Source organism: Marinomonas sp. TI.3.20, from assembly GCF_038155025.1.
GTDB classification, from domain to species: Bacteria; Pseudomonadota; Gammaproteobacteria; order Pseudomonadales; family Marinomonadaceae; genus Marinomonas; species Marinomonas flavescens.
The window spans coordinates 240,311-263,881 of record NZ_JBAKAS010000002.1 but is presented as its reverse complement, the minus strand read 5'-3'; the positions used below and the strand labels follow the sequence as shown (position 1 = coordinate 263,881).

Here is a 23,571-nt window from a genome sequence, read left to right as displayed (position 1 = left end):
TTGTGCCGGTAATGTCTGCCTTAACAGGCAGAGCTTATGTCAATCATTCAGATGAGCGGAAGAATCAAATGAACTTACATGAATATCAGGCTAAACAGCTTTTTGCTGAATACGGTCTGCCAGTATCTACAGGGTACGCAGTAGACACGCCGGAAGCGGCAGTGGAAGCAGCGAAAAAAATTGGCGGTGACAAATGGGTGGTTAAAGCTCAGGTTCACGCTGGTGGTCGCGGTAAAGCAGGTGGTGTAAAACTTGTTGATTCTTATGAAGAAATTACAGCATTCACAAATAATTGGATAGGTAAAAATCTAGTTACTTACCAAACTGACGAAAAAGGCCAGCCAGTCGCTAAGATTCTTGTTGAATCTTGCACTGACATTGCCAACGAATTGTACCTTGGTGCCGTTGTTGACCGTTCTACTCGTCGTGTTGTTTTCATGGCGTCTACTGAAGGCGGTGTTGAGATTGAGAAAGTAGCTGAGGAAACTCCTGAGCTAATCCACAAAGCGATCATTGATCCTGTTGTTGGCGCTCAACCTTACCAAGCTCGTGAATTAGCATTTAAATTGGGCCTTAACCCAGTTCAAATCAAGCAGTTCACTAAGATCTTCCTTGGTTTGTCTCAAATGTTCCACGACTACGACTTTGCATTGCTAGAAATCAACCCTCTAGTTATCACTGACGAAGGTAATCTTCATTGCCTAGATGGCAAAATCGGTATCGACAGCAACGCTGTTTACCGTCAGAAGAAAATGCAAGAGTTCCACGATCCATCTCAAGAAGATGAGCGTGAAGCACATGCAGCACAATGGGAACTTAACTATGTTGCTCTAGACGGAAACGTTGGCTGCATGGTAAACGGTGCCGGCCTAGCAATGGGTACAATGGACATCGTTAATCTACACGGTGGCAAGCCAGCTAACTTCCTAGACGTTGGTGGCGGCGCGACAAAAGAACGTGTTGCTGAAGCATTTAAAATCATTCTTTCTGACAGCAATGTTAAGGCAGTATTGGTTAACATCTTTGGTGGTATCGTACGTTGTGACATGATCGCTGAAGGTATCATCGGAGCAGTAGAACAAGTAGGCGTAACTGTGCCTGTTGTTGTACGTCTTGAAGGTACTAACGCTGAAAAAGGTCGTGAAGTGCTAGCTAATTCTGGCCTAGACATCATCGCTGCAACAAGTCTTAAAGACGCAGCTATCCAAGTCGTTAAAGCTGCGGAGGGCAAATAATAATGTCTGTCTTAATTAACAAAGATACTAAAGTTATCTGTCAGGGTTTCACTGGCGGACAGGGTACTTTCCATTCTGAGCAAGCAATTGCTTACGGTACAAAAATGGTTGGTGGTGTAACTCCAGGTAAAGGTGGTCAAACTCACCTAGGCCTACCTGTTTTCAATACAGTAAAAGAAGCAGTAGAACAAACTGGCGCTGAAGCGTCTGTTATCTACGTTCCAGCGCCTTTCTGTAAAGATTCTATTCTTGAAGCGGCTAACTCTGGTATCAAACTTATCGTTTGTATCACTGAAGGTGTTCCGACTCTTGATATGCTTGACTGTAAAGTAGTTTGTGACTCTTTGGGCGTTCGCCTTATCGGTCCTAACTGCCCAGGTATTATCACACCTGGCGAATGTAAAATCGGCATCATGCCTGGCCATATTCATATGCCAGGTAAAGTAGGTATCGTATCTCGTTCAGGTACTTTGACTTATGAAGCCGTTAAGCAAACAACAGATGCTGGTTTCGGTCAGTCTACTTGTGTTGGTATCGGTGGTGATCCAATCCCAGGCACAAACTTCATCGACGTATTGGAAATGTTCCAAAACGATCCACAGACTGAAGCGATTGTTATGATCGGTGAAATCGGTGGTACTGCTGAAGAAGAAGCGGCTGCTTACATCAAAGCAAACGTAACTAAGCCTGTTGTATCTTACATTGCTGGTGTTACTGCACCTGCTGGTAAGCGTATGGGTCATGCTGGCGCGATCATCTCTGGTGGTAAAGGTACAGCGGATGAGAAATTTGCTGCACTAGAAGACGCTGGTGTTAAAACCGTTCGCTCTCTTGCAGACATCGGTGCTGGCCTTAAAGAACTTACTGGCTGGTAAGTTACTAGTGTCTAATGAGAGGCTCTTTAGTTAGATGCTTTTTAGTTAGAAACTAGAGACTTAGATAACTAGCCTTTAGGCTAATAGTGCTAAGTCTACAGCTATAGTAAAATCCCTGTTTCGGCAGGGATTTTTTTTGCCTTTTTACCAACTAAACAGGGCACTTGGTTTATGATGAATTGTCCTTTTTGCTCGGCTGCAAATTCATGCAACCCTGATGGTGCGTGTTGGTGTTTTGTGGAGGATGTTCCTGAAGCACTCCTGTCTCTTTTACCCGAGGCATTAGTGGGCCGTAACTGCATTTGCCTACGCTGTATTGAGCAATATAAGAGTGATCCAAAGGCGTTTGCCACCGCACACAAGACCGGTGTTTAAGCTTCCTTAAAACAATTAAAAGAGACAGTGGATGAATGATTCAGAAAGCGTCACATATGATATTACGGTAGTCGGAGGTGGCATCGTAGGTTTATCAACGGCTTGGCAGCTGCAGCAGCGTTATCCTACCTATCGGATTTTATTGTTAGAGAAGGAGCAGGAAGTCGCTCAGCACCAAACCGGGCACAATTCTGGTGTGATTCACGCTGGCGTGTATTATGCTCCAGGCAGTTTAAAAGCGTCTTTTTGCAAGCAAGGAGCCGCTGCGACTAAAGCTTTTTGTTTAAAGCATGGGATTGAATTCGAAGAGTGCGGTAAGTTGATTGTCGCCACCAATGCCGAAGAAGAAGAGCGAATGAATGCGCTCTATGCGCGTTGCCAAGAAAATGAACTGGAAGTGTTTCGTTTAGATCGCGACGCCTTATATCGCCGTGAGCCCAATGTAAAAGGCATTGCCGCTTTGTTTGTGCCTGCTACCGGTATCGTCAATTATCGCGAAGTTTGCCAAAAAATAGCCGAGCTTTTTGTGCACAAAGGCGGTGAAATTCGCTTTGGTTGCAAAGTATCCGCGTTGCAAGAAAGCCATGAGAAAGTCTCTATTCATGTTGGACATGATTTAATAAATACGCGCTATCTAGTGTGTTGTGCTGGCTTAATGGCGGACAGACTCACTCGTATGCTAAATATTCCTACCGATTTTCAAATCATCCCGTTTCGAGGGGAATATTACCAACTTCCACGCAAGCACAGCCAAATCGTCAATCACCTAATTTACCCTGTACCTGATCCTGAACTGCCTTTTTTAGGCGTGCATCTAACCCGAATGATAGACGGCTCAGTGACGGTAGGGCCGAATGCCGTACAAGGCTGGAAACGTGAAGGCTACGGCACGATTAATATTAGTCCGCGTGATATTTGGGACATGGTACGTTTTCCCGGTTTCTGGCGCTTGATCGGAAACAATTGGAAAGTAGGGCTAAAAGAGACCAAAAACTCTTGGTTTAAAATAGGCTACTTATCTCAAGTTAGAAAGTACTGTGATCAAATAGCACTAGAGGACCTGCAAAATTATCCGGCGGGTATTCGTGCTCAAGCGGTGATGCGTGACGGCAGTTTGGTACACGATTTTCTATTTGTTAAAAGTCCGCGATCCTTACACGTCTGCAATGCTCCATCGCCTGCAGCAACCAGCGCTTTCCCTATCGGCAATTACATTGTCGATAAATTAGATGACCTGATCACAACTATTTAAACCGAAAGGATTATGAAAACAACATGGTATGGTTTGATTGTGTTGACCATTTCAATATAGAGTTCGGTCAATCTAATTGGTTATTCTGAGGCGAAATCATGTTGGCGTTAAAAGGCAAAAAACAATCGAAATTATTCTTTCGAAGTGTCATTTCAATGCTATTAGTCACTCAACTGACGGCTTGTGGCACACTTCTTTATCCAGAAAGAAGAGGGCAGACAAAGGGCACGATAGATGTGGGTGTTGCCGTATTAGACGCGGTAGGGTTATTGTTTTTCTTTGTGCCCGGTGTCGTTGCTTTTGGTGTCGATTTTGTCACTGGTGCTATTTATCTACCAGGTGGCAAAGTCGCCACATTAACACCCGATGAAATGAACAGAGTAAAGCGCGGCTCTGATGAAATCGACATGAAAGCGTTTAAACAAGTTATTGCCGAACGAGGAGATTTAGCATTACCCGCCGCGGCCTCATCAGATAAATTGAAAACTCAGCCTATGCCTTCACAAGTCGCTATGATGAATGCTTTACACTTATCCAATGCAAATCAACAGTTAGCGGTGTCTAAGGTTTATCAATAGCGCAAAGCTCTAAGAGTAGTGTAAGTTTTTTATTGTTTATAAATTTAAACAGTCAGTTTTCATTTTAATGTTAGAAAAAGGTTTTAGAGAGCGCCTCCGAGGCGCTTTTTTGAGTCAAAAAACTAGTTCTCATTCAATTGTACTGGGTTAGTGCTAAATAGATAACCGTCAAAATTAGGGGCTTGATGTTCTGATAGTAGCATCAGAGTATCTTTGACATTTTCTAGATGTCTCCACATCGCCATGCGTGCAACATCAGGTTTTTTCTGCTGAATTGCTAGAAGAATATTTTCATGATCAACGAGCCATTTCCTTCTATAGGCTTGGTCTGTTATGTGAGAGTGTAGTTGTTTCCACATGGGGCTATTCTCTCGGCGTTCCCATAAGTTTTCGACTAAATCCACGAGAACGCTGTTTTGAGTTGCTTCTGCAATAGCCAAATGGAAAAGTTTGTCAGCAGCGTGATCATGATCAGGTACTTCAATGTATTGCTTTTCAAGCTCTAACGCATCTCGCATTTTTTTGATGTCTTTTTTTGTTGCCTGTGATGCGGCAAATTCAGCAACATGACTTTCAAGTAGTTGTCTTGCTTGCATCATTTCAAATGGCCCAACATCGTCACTATCGAGTGAGGCTTCAAATCTGTCAGTCTTGTTGTTTTCTTCAGGTTGCTTGATGAGATATATTCCGCTTCCTTTGCGAACTTCGACGAGTTCCATTAGTTCGAGCATGATTAAGGCTTCACGAACTACTGCTCGGCTCACACCTAAGCGTTCTGCAATGTCTCTTTCTGGGGGTAATCGATCACCAATATTAACTCGATTTTGCCTAAGCTCTTCATATAACTTAAGCCCTACCTCCTGATATAGACGTTTTGGTTTAACAAGTTTGTTAATCATGATTCTCTGCTTTTTTGCGAATATTATTTATAATAAAGTATATTGGATAAAGGGTGATTCTCTATCATACTCGATAACAGAATCACCCAGTCCTTATTATTCGTCTAACGCCTTGATTGCTTTAACATAAGATGCAATTGCTGGATTTTTTAGTGCGTCTTCATGCATCGGTTCTACAGCCTTAATAAAAGCGTCTTTATTAACAGTAAGAACCTCTACGCCCATTTTAGCTGCTATTTTTAATTGTTGAGCAGTGTACTCTCCCCAGATCTTTTTCATGTAAGCAGTTGCGTCCTTACCAGCTGCTAAAATGATAGCCTTCTTCTTATCAGAGAGTTTTTCCCAAGTTTTGCTACTAATTACCAAAACATCAGGAATCATGGCATGGCCATCTAGGCTATAGTATTTTGCGACTTCACCATGACGATATGTTGTTACCGCCCCGATATTATTTTCTGCGCCATCAACCACGCCCTGTTGTAATGCCGTGTACAGCTCACCAAATGGCAGAGGAGTGGGAGAAGCTCCCATTAGCTCCATCATTTTGATAGCGCTAGGGCTTGGTTGAACACGAATTTTCATACCTTTAAGGTCAGCAGGAGAGCGAACTGGCTTTGTTGTATAAAAATTACGTGACCCGGCATCAAAATAAGCCACACCTACAAATCCATATTTTTCAGAAGAGCTTAGAATTTTCTGACCAACATCTTTGCTTTCTAGCGCTCGATAGAAGTGTTCGCGGTCTCTAAAGATGTAAGGAATGTTGAATGCGGCATAAGCAGGATCGAATGACTCAAGTTCACTCGCATTAGACTTGGCCATATCTAAAGCGCCGCTTTGTAATAATTCTAAAGACTCGCGCTGTGTTCCTAATTGACCATTTGGATAAACGCGAACTTTTAATTCACCGTTTGATTTTTCTTTTACTTCATTTGCAAAAAATTTCAGCGCCTTATGGACAGGGGACTTAGTGTCACCATTATGGCTTAGCTTAAGTGTCTCAGCATAACTAACTGATGAAGCACCTATTAAGCTACCTAAAAGAAGCGCTGAGGCAAAATGTAGCTTGGCGTTTTTAATGTTTAACATTTTATGAATCTCCGTTTTTTATATTTTTTGAATTGGCGAAGTCTAACGTTATGAGTTGGCATAATTGCATGTACATTTATTTTGGTCAACCAATATAGTCTAATTAGTTGACCAAAATAAATATTTGGTTCAGTATGTTGCCAATTGTAGAAAGGTGTTGTGATTTTTGGTCTCTTCAGGAGGGAGTAAATGACAAAATTTATTTATATGGTTGACCGTATACTAGCGGCTGTTTGTATCGCTTTAATGATCGCTCTCGTGTCATGTGTAGTTTGGCAGGTTTTTTCGAGATATGTACTTGGAGCACCTAGTACATCAACGGATGAAATGGCTCGATTTCTATTTATCTGGGTTGGTTTGTTAGGTGCTGCCTTTACTTTAGGTAAGAAAAAACATCTAGCAATGGACTTTATGTTGATTGTGTTAGAGGGGCGAAAGAAAGCTTTGCTGCAAATAGTCATCACACTAATAGGCTTGTTTTTTTCTATAGTGATTATGGTTTTTGGCGGCGGATCCTTGGTGCTAAAAACACTCAGTGTCGGTCAGATTTCTCCTGTATTGGGTTTACAAATGGGGTGGGTTTACGCCGCTATTCCAATTAGTGGCAGCTTTATGATTCTTTACCTTTTACGAGATCTAATAGTACCAAGTCAAGAATAAAGCACTCTACATACTAGAGGCTTGATGTCTTACTGTTTTATTGAGTCATTATAAAATTCTAATAATAAGGATAATAAACGTGGAATGGTTAGTTGCGCTCGTTCTATTTGGTAGTTTTTTCACTATGTTGGTACTCGGAGTACCTATTTCCTTTTCTATTGCCGTTGCGGCATTGCTATCGATTATGGTGTCTTTGCCTTTTGATGCTTCGCTTTCTGTTGTTTCACAAAAACTTGCTTCAGGTATGGATAGTTTCACCTTGTTGGCGATACCGTTTTTTATTCTAGCCGGTAACATCATGAACCGAGGAGGGTTAGCGCTCAGGCTTATTGAATTCTCTAGACTTATTGTTGGGCGGTTGCCTGGCTCTTTAGGACATGTAAATGTAATTGCTAATATGCTTTTCGGATCGATCTCTGGATCGGCTGTGGCAGCGGCAGCTGCCGTTGGTGGCACAATGGCACCATTACAAAAAAAGAGCGGCTATGACCCTGTTTTCTCAACAGCAGTGAACATTACATCTAGTCCTTCAGGTTTGTTGATACCACCTAGTAACGCACTCATTGTTTATTCCTTAATTTCTGGTGGTACTTCTATTAGCGCTTTGTTTCTAGGTGGTTACTTACCTGGACTGTTGATGGGGGCTTGTGTGATGTTGGTTGTCGCTGTAGTCGCTAAGAAAAAAAACTACCCAGTGTCTGAACGAGTGTCTCTAAGCGAAGCCGGAAAGATAACATTTAGAGCGTTGCCTAGTCTGGGGCTCATTGTAATCATTATGGGCGGTATTATTGGCGGTATATTTACAGCGACGGAGGCTTCGGCTATTGCGGTGGTATATTCTTTTCTACTTGCGATGGTTTATCGTGAAGTAAGCATTAAAGATATGCCGAATATTATTCTTGGGGCTGTTATGACGGCGTCGATGATTATGTTGCTGATAGGCGCCTCTATGTCTATGGCTTGGGCCATGGCAAATGCTGATATTCCTTATGCTGTCAGTGATGCATTACTTGCCTTGTCTGATAATCCTATTGTGATTTTGCTGATCATTAATTTAATTTTGCTTGTTGTTGGTATCTTCATGGATATGACGCCAGCATTGTTAATATTTACGCCTATTTTTCTACCCATAGCGTTAGAGCTTGGTGTCGATCCTGTTCATTTTGGCATCATTATTACTTTTAACTTATGTATTGGTATTTGTACTCCGCCAGTAGGCAGTGCGCTGTTTGTTGGCTGCTCTGTTAGCGGTGTAAAAATCGATCAAGTGATCAAGCCTTTATTACCTATTTTTGCTTTGCTTTTAGTTGCGCTATTGGCGGTAACTTTCATTCCAGAAATTAGTTTGTTTTTACCTTCGCTTTTACTTGGTTACTAGTTTAGAAACGTGCAGATTTTAATGACTTTCGGAGATATATAATTATGAAGCCTATTAACAACTGGAAGCTTCTAGGTGCAACAAACAACCGCATTGACGTATCCATTTTAGATGATAAAAGTAACGAACGTCATGTTTTGCACCTGTTTGTTTTAGAGTCCAACGTGATTCGAGTATTACTAAAAAAGAACAATACGCTTCAATTAAAAAGTAGTTGGTGTGTCTCTCCTAACGACAGTGAAACAGGTTGGGAAGGGCGTGACCGCATGAGTACCGAAGGGTTTACTTGCCCTGTTTTTAATATAGAAGAGTTAGACGAACAGATAGTCATTGCCACAGAGTCACTTCGAGTTACTTTGTCAAAGCCACTAAAGCTTACGTGGGAATACGCGGATGACGCTGGTGATTGGCATTACCTAGCATCAGATCGTCATAGTGGCGCCTATATGTTGGGCGTTCAAAGTAATGACGTTCATCATTATATGGCGCGCGATTTGTCAGAAAAATATTACGGTCTAGGCGAAAAAGCAGGCAACCTTAATCGACATGGCTCTCGCTATCAGATGAAAAACATTGATGCGATGGGGTACGATGCCCAAAATACAGATCCGCTGTACAAACATATTCCGTTTTACATCACGAAAACACAGAATGCGAGTTTTGGTATTTTTTACGATAACTTATCAACTAGTTGGTTTGATCTAGGCAATGAGCTAGATAATTATCATGGTTATTATCGTAGTTATCATGCTGAAGAAGGCGATCTAGATTTCTACTTTATGTACGGTCAAAAAGTGATAGATGTTACCAAGACTTACGTCAATTTAACCGGCCGTACTATCTTTGGGCCTAAATGGAGTTTGGGGTACAGTGGTTCTACTATGCTTTATACTGACGCCGACAATGCGCAAGAGCAGTTGGGAGACTTTATTAAACATTGTGACAATCACAGTATGCCTTGCGACTCTTTCCAACTTTCTTCTGGTTATACGTCTATCGGCAACAAGCGCTATGTTTTCAACTGGAACACCAGTAAGGTACCAGCCCCATTGAAGCTCAGCGCTGATTTTCATCAAGCAGGCCTTAAATTAGCGGCCAACATTAAGCCCTGTTTACTGCAAGACCACCCACGATTTAACGAAGTTGCTTCACAAAATTTGTTTATTCAAGATTCTGAAGAAGAAGAGCCTGAATCTTCTCAGTTTTGGGATGACTCTGGTTCGCACCTGGACTTTACTAATCTGAATACGGTTCAGTGGTGGAAAAAAAATGTGACTGAGCAATTGCTTGAAAAGGGCATTGACTCAACTTGGAATGACAACAACGAATACGAAGTGTGGGACAGCAATGCTCGCTGTGCTGGCTTTGGTAACCCATTACCAATTAAGCTGATTCGCCCATTGCAGCCTTTGTTGATGATGCGAGCTTCTTATGAGGCACAAACCGAATTTTCTCCAAATTTACGTCCTTATTTGATTTCCCGTTCAGGTTGTCCAGGCATGCAGCGTTATGTGCAAACATGGAGCGGTGATAATCGTACCAACTGGCAAACTTTGCGTTACAACACTCGCATGGGTGTGGGTATGAGTCTTTCTGGTTTGTATAACCTTGGTCATGATGTTGGTGGATTTTCTGGGGATCGTCCAGATCCCGAACTGTTTGTCCGTTGGGTTCAAAATGGCGCGATGCATCCTCGCTTCACAATCCATTCTTGGAACGATGATAAAACGGTTAATGAACCCTGGATGTATCCTGAAGTAACGCCAATTATTCGCGACACTATGGCATTGCGGTATCGTTTAATGCCGTATTTATACGACTTATTATGGCAAGCGCACCAGCACCATGAGCCTATGATTCGTCCAACGTTCTTAGATCACGAAGCCGATGCTCGAACTTATGAAGAATGTGATGATTTCTTATTAGGTAAAGATTTATTGGTAGCGTCCGTAGTAGAGCAAGGACAAAGAACACGGCCTGTTTATTTGCCTGATAATGGCGAAGGTTGGTACGACTTCCATCGTAAAACATGGTACGCCGGAGGACAGGATATTTGCTTGTCTGCACCACTAGAAGAAATTCCTCTGTTGGCTCGGGCGGGTAGTGTGATTGCAACCAGTAGTCGTATTGCCCATGTCGATGCAGAGAAAGATACTCAGCGTCAATTTCTTGTATTTCCATTCAAAGCGGTAGGGCAGAGAGACGTATCCGTATTTGATGACGATGGGCTATCTACAGACTATTTAGAGGGCAAGTATTTATTATTGAATATGACCTTGATGTCAGACCTTCAAAGAATTGATCTCACAATATCGCGAGAAGGAAAATGGCAGCCGGCTTACAAAGAGATAAGTTTTGTATTGCCTACAAACGAATTACGTCCTTTCTACGTCAATGGTGAGCAAGTTAAGCATTCTCAAACTGTGCTTCTTAGCGACTTTATTTAAGGCAAAGGGGTATGAAATGAAAAACTTTATGACAGAAGACTTCTTGCTGACAACAGAAACGGCTAAGCGTTTATATTTCGACTACGCGTCTGAACAACCTATTTATGACTATCATTGTCACCTAAATCCGCAAGAAATAGCAGAAGATCGCCGATTTTCTGACCTTGGTGAAATTTGGCTTGAAGGTGATCATTATAAATGGCGAGCTATGCGTACGGCTGGTATTGAAGAACGCTTTATTACTGGAGACGCAAGCTTTAAAGAGAAATATCAAGCGTGGTCGAAAACTGTACCTCAGTGCATTGGCAACCCAATTTATCACTGGACGCATTTAGAGTTACGCCGACCTTTTGGTATTGAAAATGTATCGTTTTCGCCAACTACTGCTGAATCCATTTGGCAACAATGTAACGACATGTTACAGCAGCCTGAATTCTCCGCGCGTGGAATCATGCAGCAAATGAATGTAAAAATGGTAGGCACCACTGATGATCCTGCCGATGATCTTAAACATCATAATTTTATCGCCAACGACAGTAGCTTTAACATTGATGTTACACCAAGCTGGCGACCTGATCGTGCCTTTAAAATCGATCATACCGGTTTCAATGATTATTTGAATAAGCTTGGAAAAGCAGCAGATATAAGCATATCGCGATTTAGTGATTTGATCGATGCCTTGGCTCAACGTCTAGATGTATTTGATGCTCACGGTTGTCGCAGTGCCGACCACGGTATAGAAATCATGCGGTATGCCAGCGAGCCAAGCGAAATTGAACTCAATGCTATTTTATCCAAACGTATAGATGATGAGTTTGTATCTGAACTTGAAATTGCACAGTTTTCCAGTGCCGTTCAAGTTTGGTTGGGCAAACAATACGCTAAAAAAGGTTGGGTAATGCAGTTGCATATAGGCGCACGCCGTAATAATTCATCAAGAATGTTTAAGCTGATTGGCGGCGATTCTGGATTCGATTCAATGGATGATCGTTCTTTTGCTGAGCCTTTATCTGGCTTTCTAAATGCCTTAGATCAGAGTGATGAGCTTCCCAAAACCATCTTGTACTGTTTGAACCCAATGCATAATGAAATGCTGGCAACCATGGTAGGTAACTTTCAAGGCGGTGGTATCGCAGGCAAGGTGCAATTCGGTTCTGGCTGGTGGTTCAATGACCAATTAGATGGAATGCAAAGGCAGTTGACGAGTGTCGCGCAAATGGGATTACTCAGCCAATTTGTTGGCATGTTAACCGATTCTCGCAGCTTTCTTTCTTACACTCGTCATGAATATTTCCGTCGATTACTGTGTGAAATGATTGGTGGCTGGGTTGAGCGTGGTGAAGCTCCTTCAGATATGCCTTTATTGGGTGAGATGGTGAAAGGTATTTGTTCAGAGAATGCCAAAACGTACTTTGGGTTTCGAGATTAATTAATAAACCTCTTTTTGGCCCAAAGAGATAAGGAGTTATTGTGGTATCGATAAAGCGAATAAACAGTCTATATTCCCCAGAAAACATAGAAGTTGGAATCGTACATATTGGGTTAGGTGCATTTCACCGAGCACATCAAGCGGTTTATATAGAAAAAAACTTAAACCGAAATATGGGAGGGGCTTGGGGAATTTGTTCGGTAAACATCCGCTCAAACAAAACACTAGTAGACCAGTTGGAAACCAATAATTGTCGTTATCATATTGCCGAATACACAGACAGTCAGCATGTCGATTTAAGAGAAATTAACGCTATCAGAGAAGCGTTGTATGCAGGTGATGACAAAGAGGTTTTGTTTGAAAGATTGCTCTCTTCGAATACTAAAATCGTCAGCCTAACCGTGACAGAAAAAGGCTATTATTTAAAACCAGCGGATAAAAAGTTGCGTCTTGATGATCCGAGTATTCAGCATGACTTGAAGTACCCAACACAGCCTAAAACGGTCCCGGGTATTCTTGTTGAAGCCTTGTATCGAAGAAGAGAAATAGGCCTTGCGCCATTTACCATATTGTCTTGCGATAATATGCCGAATAATGGGGAGTTAACACGCCAAGCAGTGTGTGAATTAGCGTCATATCGTAGCGACGAGTTTGCTCAATGGATTCAAAGTAATGTGGCGTTTCCGAGCTCTATGGTCGATAGAATAGTGCCGGCTATGACAGATGAATCGAGAAAACGGCTACAAGAAGATGTCAATTGTGATGATCAAAATACCGTAATCTGTGAAGCGTTTAGCCAATGGGTTGTAGAAGATAACTTCTCGTTAGGGCGGCCCGATTGGGAAAATGATGGCGTACAAATGGTCAAAGACGTACACCCGTTTGAAACCATGAAATTGCGCTTACTTAATGGCAGTCATTCATTACTTGCCTATATTGGGTTAGCTGCAAACTATACCACGATTGCAAAAACCATCGAGGTGCCTGAATTCGCCAATTTGATTCGACATTACATGGTGGCTGAAGCAGCACCGACATTGAATATGCCAAAAGACATAGATGTATCAGCTTATATAGAAAGTTTGATTCAGCGCTTTTCTAATGACAGCTTACATCATCAATTATCACAAATTGCGATTGATGGTAGCCAAAAAATACCCCAACGCTGGCTTACTAGTACACAAGAAAGATTGTCGTTACAGCAAAATGTTTCTGTTGTTGCATTAGGTGTTGCTGCTTGGATTCTTTATGTACGTGGTCAAGATTTAGTCAGTAATCAACATGTTGTTGATGACCCAATGGCTGAACAGTTAAGTGAATGTTACTCACAAAGTGATAAGCCTGACATGGTTATAAATAACGTATTGGCATTAAAAGATATCTTTCCTAAGGGATTAATGGAAAACACCAGCTTCTATCAAGCTGTATTAACAGCGTATCAAGTGTTAATAGAACATGGCGTAATGGCTTGCCTGACCATTAAAAAAGATAGCCATTGATTATTCATTTTAATTAGAAACAACAGCAACATTACAGCACATAGCGGAGAAAAAAATGGAACATACTTGGCGTTGGTTTGGACCAAATGACGACACCACATTAACAGATATTCGTCAGACAGGCGCAACAGGCGTTGTTACCGCATTGCATGATATTGCCAATGGCGAAGTATGGCCGGTAGCCGCTATTCAGGCTCGCAAAGCCATGATAGAAGCCAGTGGTTTGCGTTGGTCCGTGGTAGAAAGTGTGCCTGTGCATGAAGACATAAAAAAGCGTACAGGTAATTATCTTGAATACATTCAAAATTATAAGCAAACGCTTTTGAATGTATCGCAATGTGGCATTGATACTGTTTGCTACAACTTTATGCCTGTGTTGGATTGGACACGTACCGACCTTTCCTACGAACTGGCAGATGGCTCAAGAGCTCTACGCTTTGACCAAACTGCGTTTGCGGCCTTTGAGTTGTATATTTTAGAGCGCAAAGGTGCTGCTGCTGAGTACAGTGATGCAGAAAAAGAAGCCGCAAAAACGTTTCTTGAAAATATAAAAGAAGAAGATAAAAATCGTCTAGTTGCCAACATTATTGCTGGCTTACCGGGCGCAGAAGAAAGCTACACATTAGAGCAGTTTCGCTCTAAATTGGCAGAATACGACCATATAGACAAAGACGTATTGCGTCATAATCTCAAACTCTTTTTAGAGGCTATTGTTCCAGCCGCAGAGCAGGGCGGTTTAAAGCTTGCCATTCACCCAGATGATCCACCACGACCTATTCTTGGTCTACCTCGCGTCGTTTCCGTAAAAGACGACATAGAATGGATTCTTAATGCGGTACCCAGTTCGGCGAATGGCATCACCTTATGCACGGGTTCATATGGGGTGCGAGCAGACAATGATCTTGTTGATATGATTGAACGCTTTGGTTCTAGCATCTACTTCACGCACTTAAGATCGACTAAACGAGAAGACGTAGATGGCAGCTTTCATGAAGCCTCTCATTTAACCGGCGATGTCGACATGGTGGGAGTTGTACGAGCATTGATAATGGAAGAAAAGAAACGCAAGGGCGACACAAATAATGCCCATCGATTGATTCCTATGAGGCCAGACCACGGCCATCAAATACTCAACGACCTAGATAAAAACGCTAAGCCAGGGTATTCCACACTTGGCCGAATGAAAGGGCTTGCCGAAGTCCGAGGCCTAGAAATGGGTTTGAAAGCGATGTTAGACGTTTCTTGATAGTCTCTCGTGATACCCACTTTTCCATTGCCCGTTAACTCGGGCTTTTTTTTAGGCGCCTCCTTGGTATTTTTTGGTCGCCTCTATGCAAGTTACGGCATCTTATTAGCCTATTCCCATGAAGGGCGATGTAATAAGATATCAGCCATAAAATTTCATTACTTGGCGTCAGAGAGTAAGTGCATAACGTAAATAGGAATAAAATCGAATCATGTCAGCATACAATCAGCTAACCTCGCATTACCAAACGATCCACCACTTTAACCATGCACAGGCCATGCTTGGCTGGGACGCCGCGGCCAATATGCCGGCTGGTGGCAATGACGCACGCTCCAGCGCCATGGCAGAACTTTCCGTCCACGTACACAGATTATCCACCCAGCCACAGCTAGAAGAATGGTTTGCCAAGGCGGCACAAGAGTCGCTAACTTTTGAGCAAGACGCCAGCCTACGTGAAATGAAACGCCAATGGCAGCAAGCCGCCTTACTGCCAGAAGCCTTAGTGCAAGCGCAATCCATGGCAGGTTCTAAATGTGAACACGCATGGCGTTCACAACGCCAAGAAAACGACTGGACAGGGTTTGAGAAAAACTGGCAAGAAGTGGTCGCACTATCGAGAGAAGAAGCACAGATCCGTGGCGACGTATTAGGGCTGACACCATACGACGCCATGCTCGATAAATTCGAACCCGGCACCAGCAGCGCCTCGTTAGATATTTTATTCTCTGATGTAAAACGATGGCTACCAGAACTGATTGAAAAGGCGTTAGACAAACAACGTTCTGCATCCATCATCATGCCTACAGGCCACTACTCAAGCGCTACGCAAAAAGCCCTTGGTCTAGAAGTCATGAAACTGCTGAAATTTGACTTTGCGCGCGGTCGTTTAGACGAAAGCGTGCATCCATTTTGTGGCGGCGTACCGTCAGATGTGCGCATTACCACCCGCTATGACGAAGCAGATTTCGTGCAAGCTTTAATGGGCATTGTTCACGAAACAGGCCACGCACGATACGAACAAGGTTTACCAAAAGCCCTAGCAGGATTACCCGTTGGCGAAGCTCGCTCCATGGGCATTCATGAATCCCAATCCTTGTTCTTTGAAATGCAAATAGGGCGCAGCAACGCCTTCGTTTCGCACTTGTCACGACTTTCAAAAGACGCCTTTAACGCGCATCAAGACCCCGTATTTGCCGAACAAAATCTACAGAAAATCTACACTCGTGTGGACAAAGGCTTCATTCGAGTGGACGCCGACGAACTCACCTATCCAGCTCACGTCATCCTACGTTACGAGATCGAACGAGACCTGATCAACGGTGTCATCGAACACACAGACGTGCCTGCATTGTGGGATGAAAAAATGAAAGCGTCTCTTGGTCTCTCCACCAAAGACAACGACAAAAATGGCTGCATGCAAGACATCCACTGGACAGATGGAAGTTTTGGGTACTTTCCTAGTTATACATTAGGAGCCATGTACGCAGCACAATTTAAAGCAACAATGGCACAAACCATAGACATTGACGCTGCTATTCGCAGCGGTGATCTAAGCCCAATTTTCCGCTGGCTCAGCGACAATATTTGGTCTCAGGCTTCGCTTCATACCACTGATGAACTTGTCAAACGCGCTACTGGCGAAACGCTAAATGCCGCACATTTCAGAAAACACCTAGAAGGACGCTACTTAAAATAAGCCTTTTAATTTGATGCTTGTTCACGCTCCGTTCTTGTTCATGAATCATGAACGATATATTATCGTGAACAATAACTTGAGATAGAGCGATATTAACCATGACTAAGCAATCATCATTAGCGGTCAACGCGCTGGCATTACTTCCTGCGCACATTGAAGCTCAGTTCATAGAAAATGATAAATTCATACAGAATGACAAGCTCAATGATGGTAGCTTCAGTGATGGTGAATTATGTTTGACTGTCAGTGGTGATAGTTATCACTTTTATGTTGCTGTAAAAAATATACATCGAAAAGAAAGCCTAGAGCCTTTATTGAGCGAAGTCGCTTCTAATACCTTATTAATCTGTAATCGTCTTACGCCTTATTTAGCTGAGATATGCACGCAAAAAGGGCTTAACTTCATTGATACTGCTGGCAATACGAAAGTAGATAATAATGGTTTACATCTTTGGATTGAGTCACAAAAAGACAGAACTAAAAAGACATTTAGCAATGAAGCCAAACCCAGTAAATTAGGTGAAGGTTCAGCGAAACTTTTGTTTGCTTTGCTGTCTAAGCCTGACATTCTTACTAGCTCTTATAGAGAAATCGCGGAATACGCGAACATCTCATTGGGAATGGTAAGTAAGGGGTTGGGCTTTTTTGAAGAGGACTCTTTAATTAGTCTTGGAAAAAACAGACGAATACTTGATGCGAAACGCATGTTAGCTATTTGGATAGATACTTATCGATTGTCTATTCGGCCTAAGTTAGGTGGTGTTCGCCTTGAATATAAAGGCAATTGGCAAGATCTACCAATAGAGGATGACGATTACTGGGGGGGAGAAGCCGCAGCAGATGTTCTTACCCACTACCTTCATCCTCACGACTTACAGCTATTTACCCGTTTACCGTTACAAAAAAAACTGGCTCAATTGAATTATCGAGCAAATCCAGAAGGTGCTTTATGGGTGGTTCCTGCGTTCTGGGGACCGAAGCTAGAATGGACTATTAAAAGCCAAGCCTTATTGGCTGTGGCCGAACTAGAAGCGAGCAAGGATAGCCGCAATATAGAAACCTCAAGGATGATTTATGAAAAATATCTATAGACTCAAACACTCAATCAATCCTGCATTCAAACCAGTGCTTGATATCATTATGAATGTGACATCGCTGCTTAACATACCTTATTTTATTACCGGAGCTACAGCGCGGGATTTATTGCTTTATCATGTCTTTGATAGAAAACCAGGTAGAAAAACCCATGATATAGATACAGCAATCTTGGTCTCTGATTGGGAAAGCTTTACTTCAGTTAAAATGGCATTGTTGGAGTCTGGGCTAAGCGATACAAAATTACCTCATCGTCTAATGCACGACGTAAGTGGGCTGCCTGTAGATATTATTCCGTTTGGTTCCATTGCTGATGATGAGAGTGAGATACAATGGCCACCAGAGCATGCCATCACAATGTCGGTTGCAGGTTTTCAAGAAGCTTTTGATAATTCGGTGTTAATCGACATAGGTAAAGATTTAAATCTGAAAGTGTCTTCGTTGGCTGGTTTTGTACTACTAAAATTAATTGCATGGCAAGAGCGACATTTAGAAACAAACAAAGATATAGCGGACTTTTTAACGATTCTCACTGAATATTCCAACGTCGAGTGGGACCGTTTATATGAAGATTTTATTCCAGCGGAAAAGCTCAATTATAATATTGAGCGACAAGGTGCGTTTTTATTAGGGCACGATCTCAATATGCTCTTGTCTCATCACAACACCAGCGCTAAAACATTAGGCCACTTGAGAGAACTCAAAACGTCTCAAATGGAATGGTTGATAACCAGTTTACTAAAAATCCAAAGCCCACATAATTCCGATGACATAGAACTGTGGCTTGCCGATTTTTGGGATGGAGTGAGCTTAGAGTCGTTGTGACTGACTGACTGACTGACTGACTGACTGACTGACTGACTGACTGACTGACTGACTGACTGACTGACTGAAATCTGGAATCTAAAAAAATTAGAGACTTACCTTGAACTCAAACGCAATTTTCCAATGGTTCAGCGACAACATCTGGACACAAGCCTAACTGCACACCACAGATGAACTCGTCAAACGCGCCACCCTAAACGCCGCGCATTTCAGAAAACACCTAGAAGGACGCTACTTAAAATAAGCCGAGAGTATCTTAAAGGGGAAGACGGAAGATGGGGTCATTTCTTTGTTTTTTGTTGGCTTTACTTCAATCGTTTTACTGACTAAAGGGTCGAACTCCTTTTGCCCAACGAGCCTCTCGTAACCAGAAATACTGCTTCAAAAAGGGCTTTGACCTGACTTTTACCTCACCACTCGGAGTAACGAAAATATCACCGCTCGACGTTACTTTTTTAGATAGCCGTTTGACCTTGATCTAAATACTCGCCTTGCTTCTCTGATCACAATCTCAACGCAGAAGCCGGAATCTAATAGCCTAAATTTACGCAGTCAATTCATGATAGGAAAAATCAATAAGTAGAAAGGTTATTTTTAAATCAGCCTATTACTTGCTCATTTAGACATTTTAAATGACTAAATTTTGCCCAATTACGCTGGCATAAAATAAAAAATCGCCTTAAGATCAATGATTAAGTATTCACAGTACTGAAATAAGAGGCTGGGGATAAAAGTGATAACGCGCACGCTCGTTTAGCCAGTTCTTAATTTTGTGGGTAGTTTTATAAAACACTGAAAAATCAGTTGGTTATAGGGGCTTTTTGAGGTTTTTTAAAAAGTGCAAATGAGCATGCGCACTATTAAAATGTTATACGATAGTTGGCATTCAAAATATAAAGGATTTCAAATGACAAGGGTTGTTCCAGTAGAGCAGAATATATTTGTTATAGTCCCAGATTCCTATTCAAATACACAAAAGGGGGCATTTTTCGAAAAACTATGCGCCGATATATTAAGAAAGCAGTCTTATCAAATTACGGGAATGGAAGTTCGCAAAACAGGGATGGAAATTGATATTACTGCTGAACATACTCCTTCTGGAAGTAGTGTTTATGTTGAATGTAAATTCTATAACTCGAAAAATATCGATTCTACTATAGTAGACCTTTGTTATGCTCAGTCGACCCGCGCTAAAATTAATAGAATTGCACTTTTTTCAACTGCTAGGCTAGGAAAAGATGCGCAAGGTGCTTATGACGACTATCGTGAAATGGATGGTTGTGATTATTCTTTTTATGGTCGGCAAGAAATATTAGATGCTTTAATAGTATCTGGAAAAGCTAAAGCTTACGAAGAAATTAACCTCAGTTCCAATATTACACACGCCAGTCTCATCGTTCATCCTGAACTTGATTTTACTTGGGTTTTTCAAGAAATGGATGATGGCGTTGCAAGTCGTTTACTTGCATATAATGTAAGTAGCGAGGCTGATTGTAGGAAGATAAGAAAAATTCTTGATTCGCAAAATCTCTTTGAAAACATCCCACTAATTCCATTCGACAACGCCAAGAACACACCTAGTCCTGTTAGTAAACCTTCAAAGGAAGTAGTTAGTAGTATATTGGTCGCTGACGACATCATGGATTATAAGCCATGTAAGCCTTCAGACTTTGTAGGTAGAGAAACAATACAAAAAGAAATATGGGATTACTTTGAGTCAGTTAGAGCGCACGAAACAGATACTCGTATCCTTTCTTTGGTAGGTTCTTCTGGTCATGGAAAGTCCTCTTTAGTCGCTTTCTTATCTGAACGTTTCCGCAACATTAAATGGAAGAATAAACTGTTCTTATATCCAGTTGATGTTCGTTCAGCACGAGGGGCAACTTTTGTAGCTGAAGCTATTGTAAAGGGTTTCAATAAAGCAATAGAAGATGGCTTCATTGCTTTTAATAGTGAATTTAAAATTGAGAATATAGAAGATATAACGTCAGGTAGCAGCTTTCGAGATTGTCTAAGGTATTTGGATGAAAACAATAAGGTAATTGTAATATTCTTTGACCAATTTGAAGAGGTCTTTATGAAAGAAGAGCTTTTTGGATTGTTCCGAGCATTTGAAAGATTTGCTAAAGATGTATCATCTGAAAACATGAACTTAGTTGTAGGATTTTCTTGGCGTAGCGGAATAACGCTAGGAGAGGAAAATCCTGCTTATTCTATGTGGTCGAAGCTTAAAGACTTTAGAGTAGACAAAAAACTTGATGATTTTGATGTTGGTGATTCATCAAAAATGATAACGACATTCGAAAAAAGTATTAGCATTAAATTGAATAAATCGCTTAGAGAGCGATTGATTCAACAATCTCAAGGGTATCCATGGCTTTTAAAAAAGCTATGTATACACATATTCAAAAAAATTAAATCTGGAGTGTCACAAGAAGAGCTACTGCTTACACAATTTCAAATAAGGTCACTTTTTCAAGAGGATTTAGAGCGACCTGACAAAGAAATAGCATGCTTAAGGTATGTTGCTGGTCATTCGCCGATAGATCATTATCAGGTTACAAAAGAATTCGGGCAACAAACAGTTTACAACCTCATCGTTGACAGACTGATAATCAAAACAGGTGAGAAAGTTTCTGTGTATTGGGATGTGTTTCGAGATTATTTAAACACAGGTGATACTCCAATTATCCCTTGGTCTTATATGCCAGCAGCAACAGTTACTATGGCTATAAATGTATTTGACAATATCAATGGAGAAAAGGAATTAACATTTGAAGAGTTAATGAGTTTATCTGGATTTAAAAAAGGAACTCTAACGAATGTGATAATGGATCTTCAATCCTTTTCATTGATAGAGAAAAATGGCCAAGGAAAATATAAAGCATCACAAAGTCAAGCTAACGCCGTAGAGGTTATTCGAGGACACCTAAAAGACCATTTGATATACACAAGTATTTCAGAATCAAATACAGGTAGCGCTCGCTTTTGCACTAATGAACAATACACAGATGTCATTAATAATGTGTATTCGAATAAAAGCGGAAAAGCACCTCAAGGCTATGCTACAAAGATACTAAACTGGCTACAATACGCAGGATTAGTCTCTAATAGCGGAAGTAAAATATCTATATATTCCCCTTCCGAATACTCTCCTGAGTATGGTGTGTTGGGTGCAAAAGGGTATTTATTTCTTGCTGCAACTACGCCAAGCAACTCTATTGAACTAATTAAAATTATAGTTGAGAAAGAGACTGTATCACTAGAAGAGCAAGAATCAAAAAAATTAAGAAATTCGGTTACTGATCTAGTTTCTTTAGGTGTTTGCAAGCGAAGTGAAGATTCAAGTATTGAATTTTCAAAGGGTGTTAATAACCTTGAAAGTCCACAGCAAATTTTAGCTCAAGCTCTAATTAAATCCGAAACTATAATCTTAATAAATGAAATTATAGAAGCTGGCACATCAGCAGATAATCGTGAAGAGCTTGCAATTAAATTCAAAGATGAGTTAGGAAAAACTTGGAAAGATAGCTCTAGCAAAAGGTATGTAAATGGCATGCTTAAATATGTTGAATTCTTAGAAACGTATAACAAGGCATTGCAGCGGACAAGCCGCTGAATGCGGCGTTAGCCGTCAACGTCAAAATGGAGAAAGCATGGAAGTCCAATTTTTAGAGAAAAACTCTGATTATGAGTCAGTCCTAGAGGTGTTGTTGCAACTTCGCCCAAATTACAACTTAGATACTTTGTCTGCTCAGATCGAGAAACAGCAATCAAATGGTTACCAAGTCGCCTATGTTAAATCGTCAGAAGGTGTCCTTGCGGCAGCAGGCTTTAGCGTAGGTGAAAAGCTGGCTTGGGGTAAACATATTTACATTGAGGACTTGGTAACTAATGCTCAATTTCGTTCGCGTAGAGTAGGTAAATTTATTATCGATTGGTTTAAAACATACGCCTTAGAAAGCGGTTGTGAACAAATACATCTGGATTCTGGTGTTCAGCGTTTTCTGGCACATAAGTTCTACTTACGCGAAGGCTTCAATATAGCTAGTCACCACTTTTCTATGGTTGGTGTCCCAGACGGCTAACAAAGCGTTTAAGAGTGATTCCAAACGCTTGCCGGTTTCGCTTCGCTCACAGTATGGCAAGCGCTTGTCACACCTTAACGCAGCGTTAAGTTTTAGGAGTATTTTTTGGCTAAAGAATTTTATCGACGACTTCACAACTACTTTATGGATGTAGGAAAAGTCCTCCGTGATGAAGCTGATGTTGCTAGTATTTTCCCGAATACAACAGACAAAGGGATGTCTCGAGAAAATATTTATGCAAAGGTGCTTCGAGATCACTTACCGCCAATTTGTAACGTAAAATTGGGGGGCTTCATTTTCGGTCTTGATGGATCTGAATCCAAACAAATTGACGTAATAATATCAAATGATAAATCCATCCAATTTAATCATCTATTGACCGCTGATGGAGGGAAATCATTTAGTTGCATCGAGGGGTGCATTGGTGTTGTCTCTATTAAGTCAACTCTTGATAAGAAAGAGCTAATTGACTCGTTAGATAATTTAGCATCGCTCCCAGAAAAGGCGCCCCTTGGAAATAAAAATCTTATTGGTAGGGAAATTCTCCATTATAACGATTGGCCCTATAAGATTGTATTCGCCTCAAACGGGCTAAAGCCTGAAACGTTGCTTGGCCATCTAAACGAGTATTACTCTCAAAACACCGAAATCCCATTGAGTAAACGGCCAAACGTAATTCATGTTGCTGGAAGCTGCAATATAATTAGGGTGATAAGTGCAAATACCACATTGAGAAATGGTGAGCGAATGAAACTTGGTTCATTCCATTTGCAAACTGTATCGCCTGACGTTTTTGGGCTAGGCCAAGTAATTGCTGATATGCAAGCTATGGCAATGGCGAGTAATTTTATTGCTTATGAATATTCGGAAGTTATTAATAACCTTCCAGAAACTTAACAAAGCAT

19 protein-coding genes are annotated in these 23,571 nt (G+C 41.4%); 17 read left to right on the top strand and 2 right to left on the bottom strand.

Annotated features, from left to right (window positions below; translation table 11 throughout):
* Positions 1-68 precede the first annotated feature (68 nt).
* The 5 genes from sucC (at position 69) to V6259_RS03715 (ending at position 4,315) form a co-directional block, all read left to right on the top strand.
* Positions 69-1,235, top strand: coding sequence for an ADP-forming succinate--CoA ligase subunit beta (gene sucC, locus V6259_RS03735; RefSeq protein WP_133011033.1), 1,167 nt, complete (start codon positions 69-71; stop codon positions 1,233-1,235).
* A gap of 2 nt (positions 1,236-1,237) precedes the next feature.
* The gene (gene sucD / locus V6259_RS03730) at positions 1,238-2,110 is read left to right on the top strand and encodes a succinate--CoA ligase subunit alpha (protein ID WP_133011034.1); all 873 of its coding nucleotides are present in this window, start codon (positions 1,238-1,240) and stop codon (positions 2,108-2,110) included.
* Between the two features lie 171 nt (positions 2,111-2,281).
* Complete coding sequence (locus tag V6259_RS03725; RefSeq protein WP_341583370.1) at positions 2,282-2,485, top strand: cysteine-rich CWC family protein; 204 nt, start codon at positions 2,282-2,284, stop codon at positions 2,483-2,485.
* 31 nt (positions 2,486-2,516) lie between these two features.
* Positions 2,517-3,737, top strand: a complete 1,221-nt coding sequence (lhgO, locus tag V6259_RS03720; RefSeq protein ID WP_341583369.1) for an L-2-hydroxyglutarate oxidase — start codon at positions 2,517-2,519, stop codon at positions 3,735-3,737.
* Between the two features lie 98 nt (positions 3,738-3,835).
* On the top strand, positions 3,836-4,315 hold the full coding sequence (locus V6259_RS03715; RefSeq protein ID WP_341583368.1) for a hypothetical protein: 480 nt from the start codon (positions 3,836-3,838) through the stop codon (positions 4,313-4,315).
* 122 nt (positions 4,316-4,437) lie between these two features.
* Here V6259_RS03715 and V6259_RS03710 read toward each other — a convergent pair whose 3' ends face one another.
* Positions 4,438-5,214, bottom strand: coding sequence for an FCD domain-containing protein (locus V6259_RS03710; protein WP_341583367.1), 777 nt, complete (start codon positions 5,212-5,214; stop codon positions 4,438-4,440).
* Between the two features lie 96 nt (positions 5,215-5,310).
* Positions 5,311-6,303 carry a TRAP transporter substrate-binding protein gene (locus V6259_RS03705; RefSeq protein WP_341583366.1) on the bottom strand — a complete coding sequence of 331 codons (993 nt, stop codon included), beginning with the start codon at positions 6,301-6,303 and terminating at the stop codon, positions 5,311-5,313.
* Between the two features lie 189 nt (positions 6,304-6,492).
* Between V6259_RS03705 and V6259_RS03700 the strand changes: the two genes are divergently transcribed.
* From V6259_RS03700 to V6259_RS03645, 12 genes are all read left to right on the top strand, one after another.
* Positions 6,493-6,963, top strand: a complete 471-nt coding sequence (locus V6259_RS03700) for a TRAP transporter small permease (protein WP_341583365.1) — start codon at positions 6,493-6,495, stop codon at positions 6,961-6,963.
* A 79-nt stretch (positions 6,964-7,042) separates the two neighbouring features.
* On the top strand, positions 7,043-8,341 hold the full coding sequence (locus V6259_RS03695) for a TRAP transporter large permease (RefSeq protein ID WP_341583364.1): 1,299 nt from the start codon (positions 7,043-7,045) through the stop codon (positions 8,339-8,341).
* Positions 8,342-8,385: 44 nt separating this feature from the next.
* Complete coding sequence (locus tag V6259_RS03690) at positions 8,386-10,788, top strand: glycoside hydrolase family 31 protein (protein ID WP_341583362.1); 2,403 nt, start codon at positions 8,386-8,388, stop codon at positions 10,786-10,788.
* A gap of 16 nt (positions 10,789-10,804) precedes the next feature.
* Positions 10,805-12,217 carry a glucuronate isomerase gene (gene uxaC / locus V6259_RS03685; protein ID WP_341583361.1) on the top strand — a complete coding sequence of 471 codons (1,413 nt, stop codon included), beginning with the start codon at positions 10,805-10,807 and terminating at the stop codon, positions 12,215-12,217.
* 41 nt (positions 12,218-12,258) lie between these two features.
* A complete protein-coding gene (locus V6259_RS03680) occupies positions 12,259-13,716 on the top strand; it encodes a mannitol dehydrogenase family protein (RefSeq protein WP_341583360.1) in 1,458 nt (485 codons plus the stop codon).
* A gap of 55 nt (positions 13,717-13,771) precedes the next feature.
* Positions 13,772-14,962 (top strand): mannonate dehydratase, encoded by a 1,191-nt coding sequence (gene uxuA / locus V6259_RS03675; RefSeq protein ID WP_341583359.1) that lies wholly within the window; start codon positions 13,772-13,774, stop codon positions 14,960-14,962.
* A gap of 211 nt (positions 14,963-15,173) precedes the next feature.
* Entirely contained in the window at positions 15,174-16,658 is a 1,485-nt protein-coding gene (locus tag V6259_RS03670) for a carboxypeptidase M32 (RefSeq protein ID WP_341583358.1), read from the top strand.
* Between the two features lie 98 nt (positions 16,659-16,756).
* Entirely contained in the window at positions 16,757-17,749 is a 993-nt protein-coding gene (locus V6259_RS03665) for a type IV toxin-antitoxin system AbiEi family antitoxin (RefSeq protein ID WP_341583357.1), read from the top strand.
* Positions 17,733-18,578, top strand: a complete 846-nt coding sequence (locus V6259_RS03660) for a hypothetical protein (protein ID WP_341583356.1) — start codon at positions 17,733-17,735, stop codon at positions 18,576-18,578. Before V6259_RS03665 ends, V6259_RS03660 begins: the two co-directional genes overlap by 17 nt.
* An 850-nt stretch (positions 18,579-19,428) precedes the next feature.
* Positions 19,429-22,197, top strand: a complete 2,769-nt coding sequence (locus tag V6259_RS03655; RefSeq protein ID WP_341583354.1) for a restriction endonuclease — start codon at positions 19,429-19,431, stop codon at positions 22,195-22,197.
* 37 nt (positions 22,198-22,234) lie between these two features.
* Positions 22,235-22,666 (top strand): GNAT family N-acetyltransferase, encoded by a 432-nt coding sequence (locus V6259_RS03650; protein WP_341583352.1) that lies wholly within the window; start codon positions 22,235-22,237, stop codon positions 22,664-22,666.
* 105 nt (positions 22,667-22,771) lie between these two features.
* On the top strand, positions 22,772-23,563 hold the full coding sequence (locus tag V6259_RS03645) for a DUF6602 domain-containing protein (RefSeq protein WP_341583351.1): 792 nt from the start codon (positions 22,772-22,774) through the stop codon (positions 23,561-23,563).
* Positions 23,564-23,571 lie beyond the last annotated feature (8 nt).

Coding starts and splice junctions, on each gene's coding strand:
- sucC (WP_133011033.1), top strand. CDS start 69: ATGAACTTACATGAATATCAGGCTAAACAGCTTTTTGCTGAATACGGT.
- sucD (WP_133011034.1), top strand. CDS start 1,238: ATGTCTGTCTTAATTAACAAAGATACTAAAGTTATCTGTCAGGGTTTC.
- V6259_RS03725 (WP_341583370.1), top strand. CDS start 2,282: ATGATGAATTGTCCTTTTTGCTCGGCTGCAAATTCATGCAACCCTGAT.
- lhgO (WP_341583369.1), top strand. CDS start 2,517: ATGAATGATTCAGAAAGCGTCACATATGATATTACGGTAGTCGGAGGT.
- V6259_RS03715 (WP_341583368.1), top strand. CDS start 3,836: ATGTTGGCGTTAAAAGGCAAAAAACAATCGAAATTATTCTTTCGAAGT.
- V6259_RS03710 (WP_341583367.1), bottom strand. CDS start 5,214: ATGATTAACAAACTTGTTAAACCAAAACGTCTATATCAGGAGGTAGGG.
- V6259_RS03705 (WP_341583366.1), bottom strand. CDS start 6,303: ATGTTAAACATTAAAAACGCCAAGCTACATTTTGCCTCAGCGCTTCTT.
- V6259_RS03700 (WP_341583365.1), top strand. CDS start 6,493: ATGACAAAATTTATTTATATGGTTGACCGTATACTAGCGGCTGTTTGT.
- V6259_RS03690 (WP_341583362.1), top strand. CDS start 8,386: ATGAAGCCTATTAACAACTGGAAGCTTCTAGGTGCAACAAACAACCGC.
- uxaC (WP_341583361.1), top strand. CDS start 10,805: ATGAAAAACTTTATGACAGAAGACTTCTTGCTGACAACAGAAACGGCT.
- uxuA (WP_341583359.1), top strand. CDS start 13,772: ATGGAACATACTTGGCGTTGGTTTGGACCAAATGACGACACCACATTA.
- V6259_RS03670 (WP_341583358.1), top strand. CDS start 15,174: ATGTCAGCATACAATCAGCTAACCTCGCATTACCAAACGATCCACCAC.
- V6259_RS03665 (WP_341583357.1), top strand. CDS start 16,757: ATGACTAAGCAATCATCATTAGCGGTCAACGCGCTGGCATTACTTCCT.
- V6259_RS03660 (WP_341583356.1), top strand. CDS start 17,733: ATGAAAAATATCTATAGACTCAAACACTCAATCAATCCTGCATTCAAA.
- V6259_RS03655 (WP_341583354.1), top strand. CDS start 19,429: ATGCGCACTATTAAAATGTTATACGATAGTTGGCATTCAAAATATAAA.
- V6259_RS03650 (WP_341583352.1), top strand. CDS start 22,235: ATGGAAGTCCAATTTTTAGAGAAAAACTCTGATTATGAGTCAGTCCTA.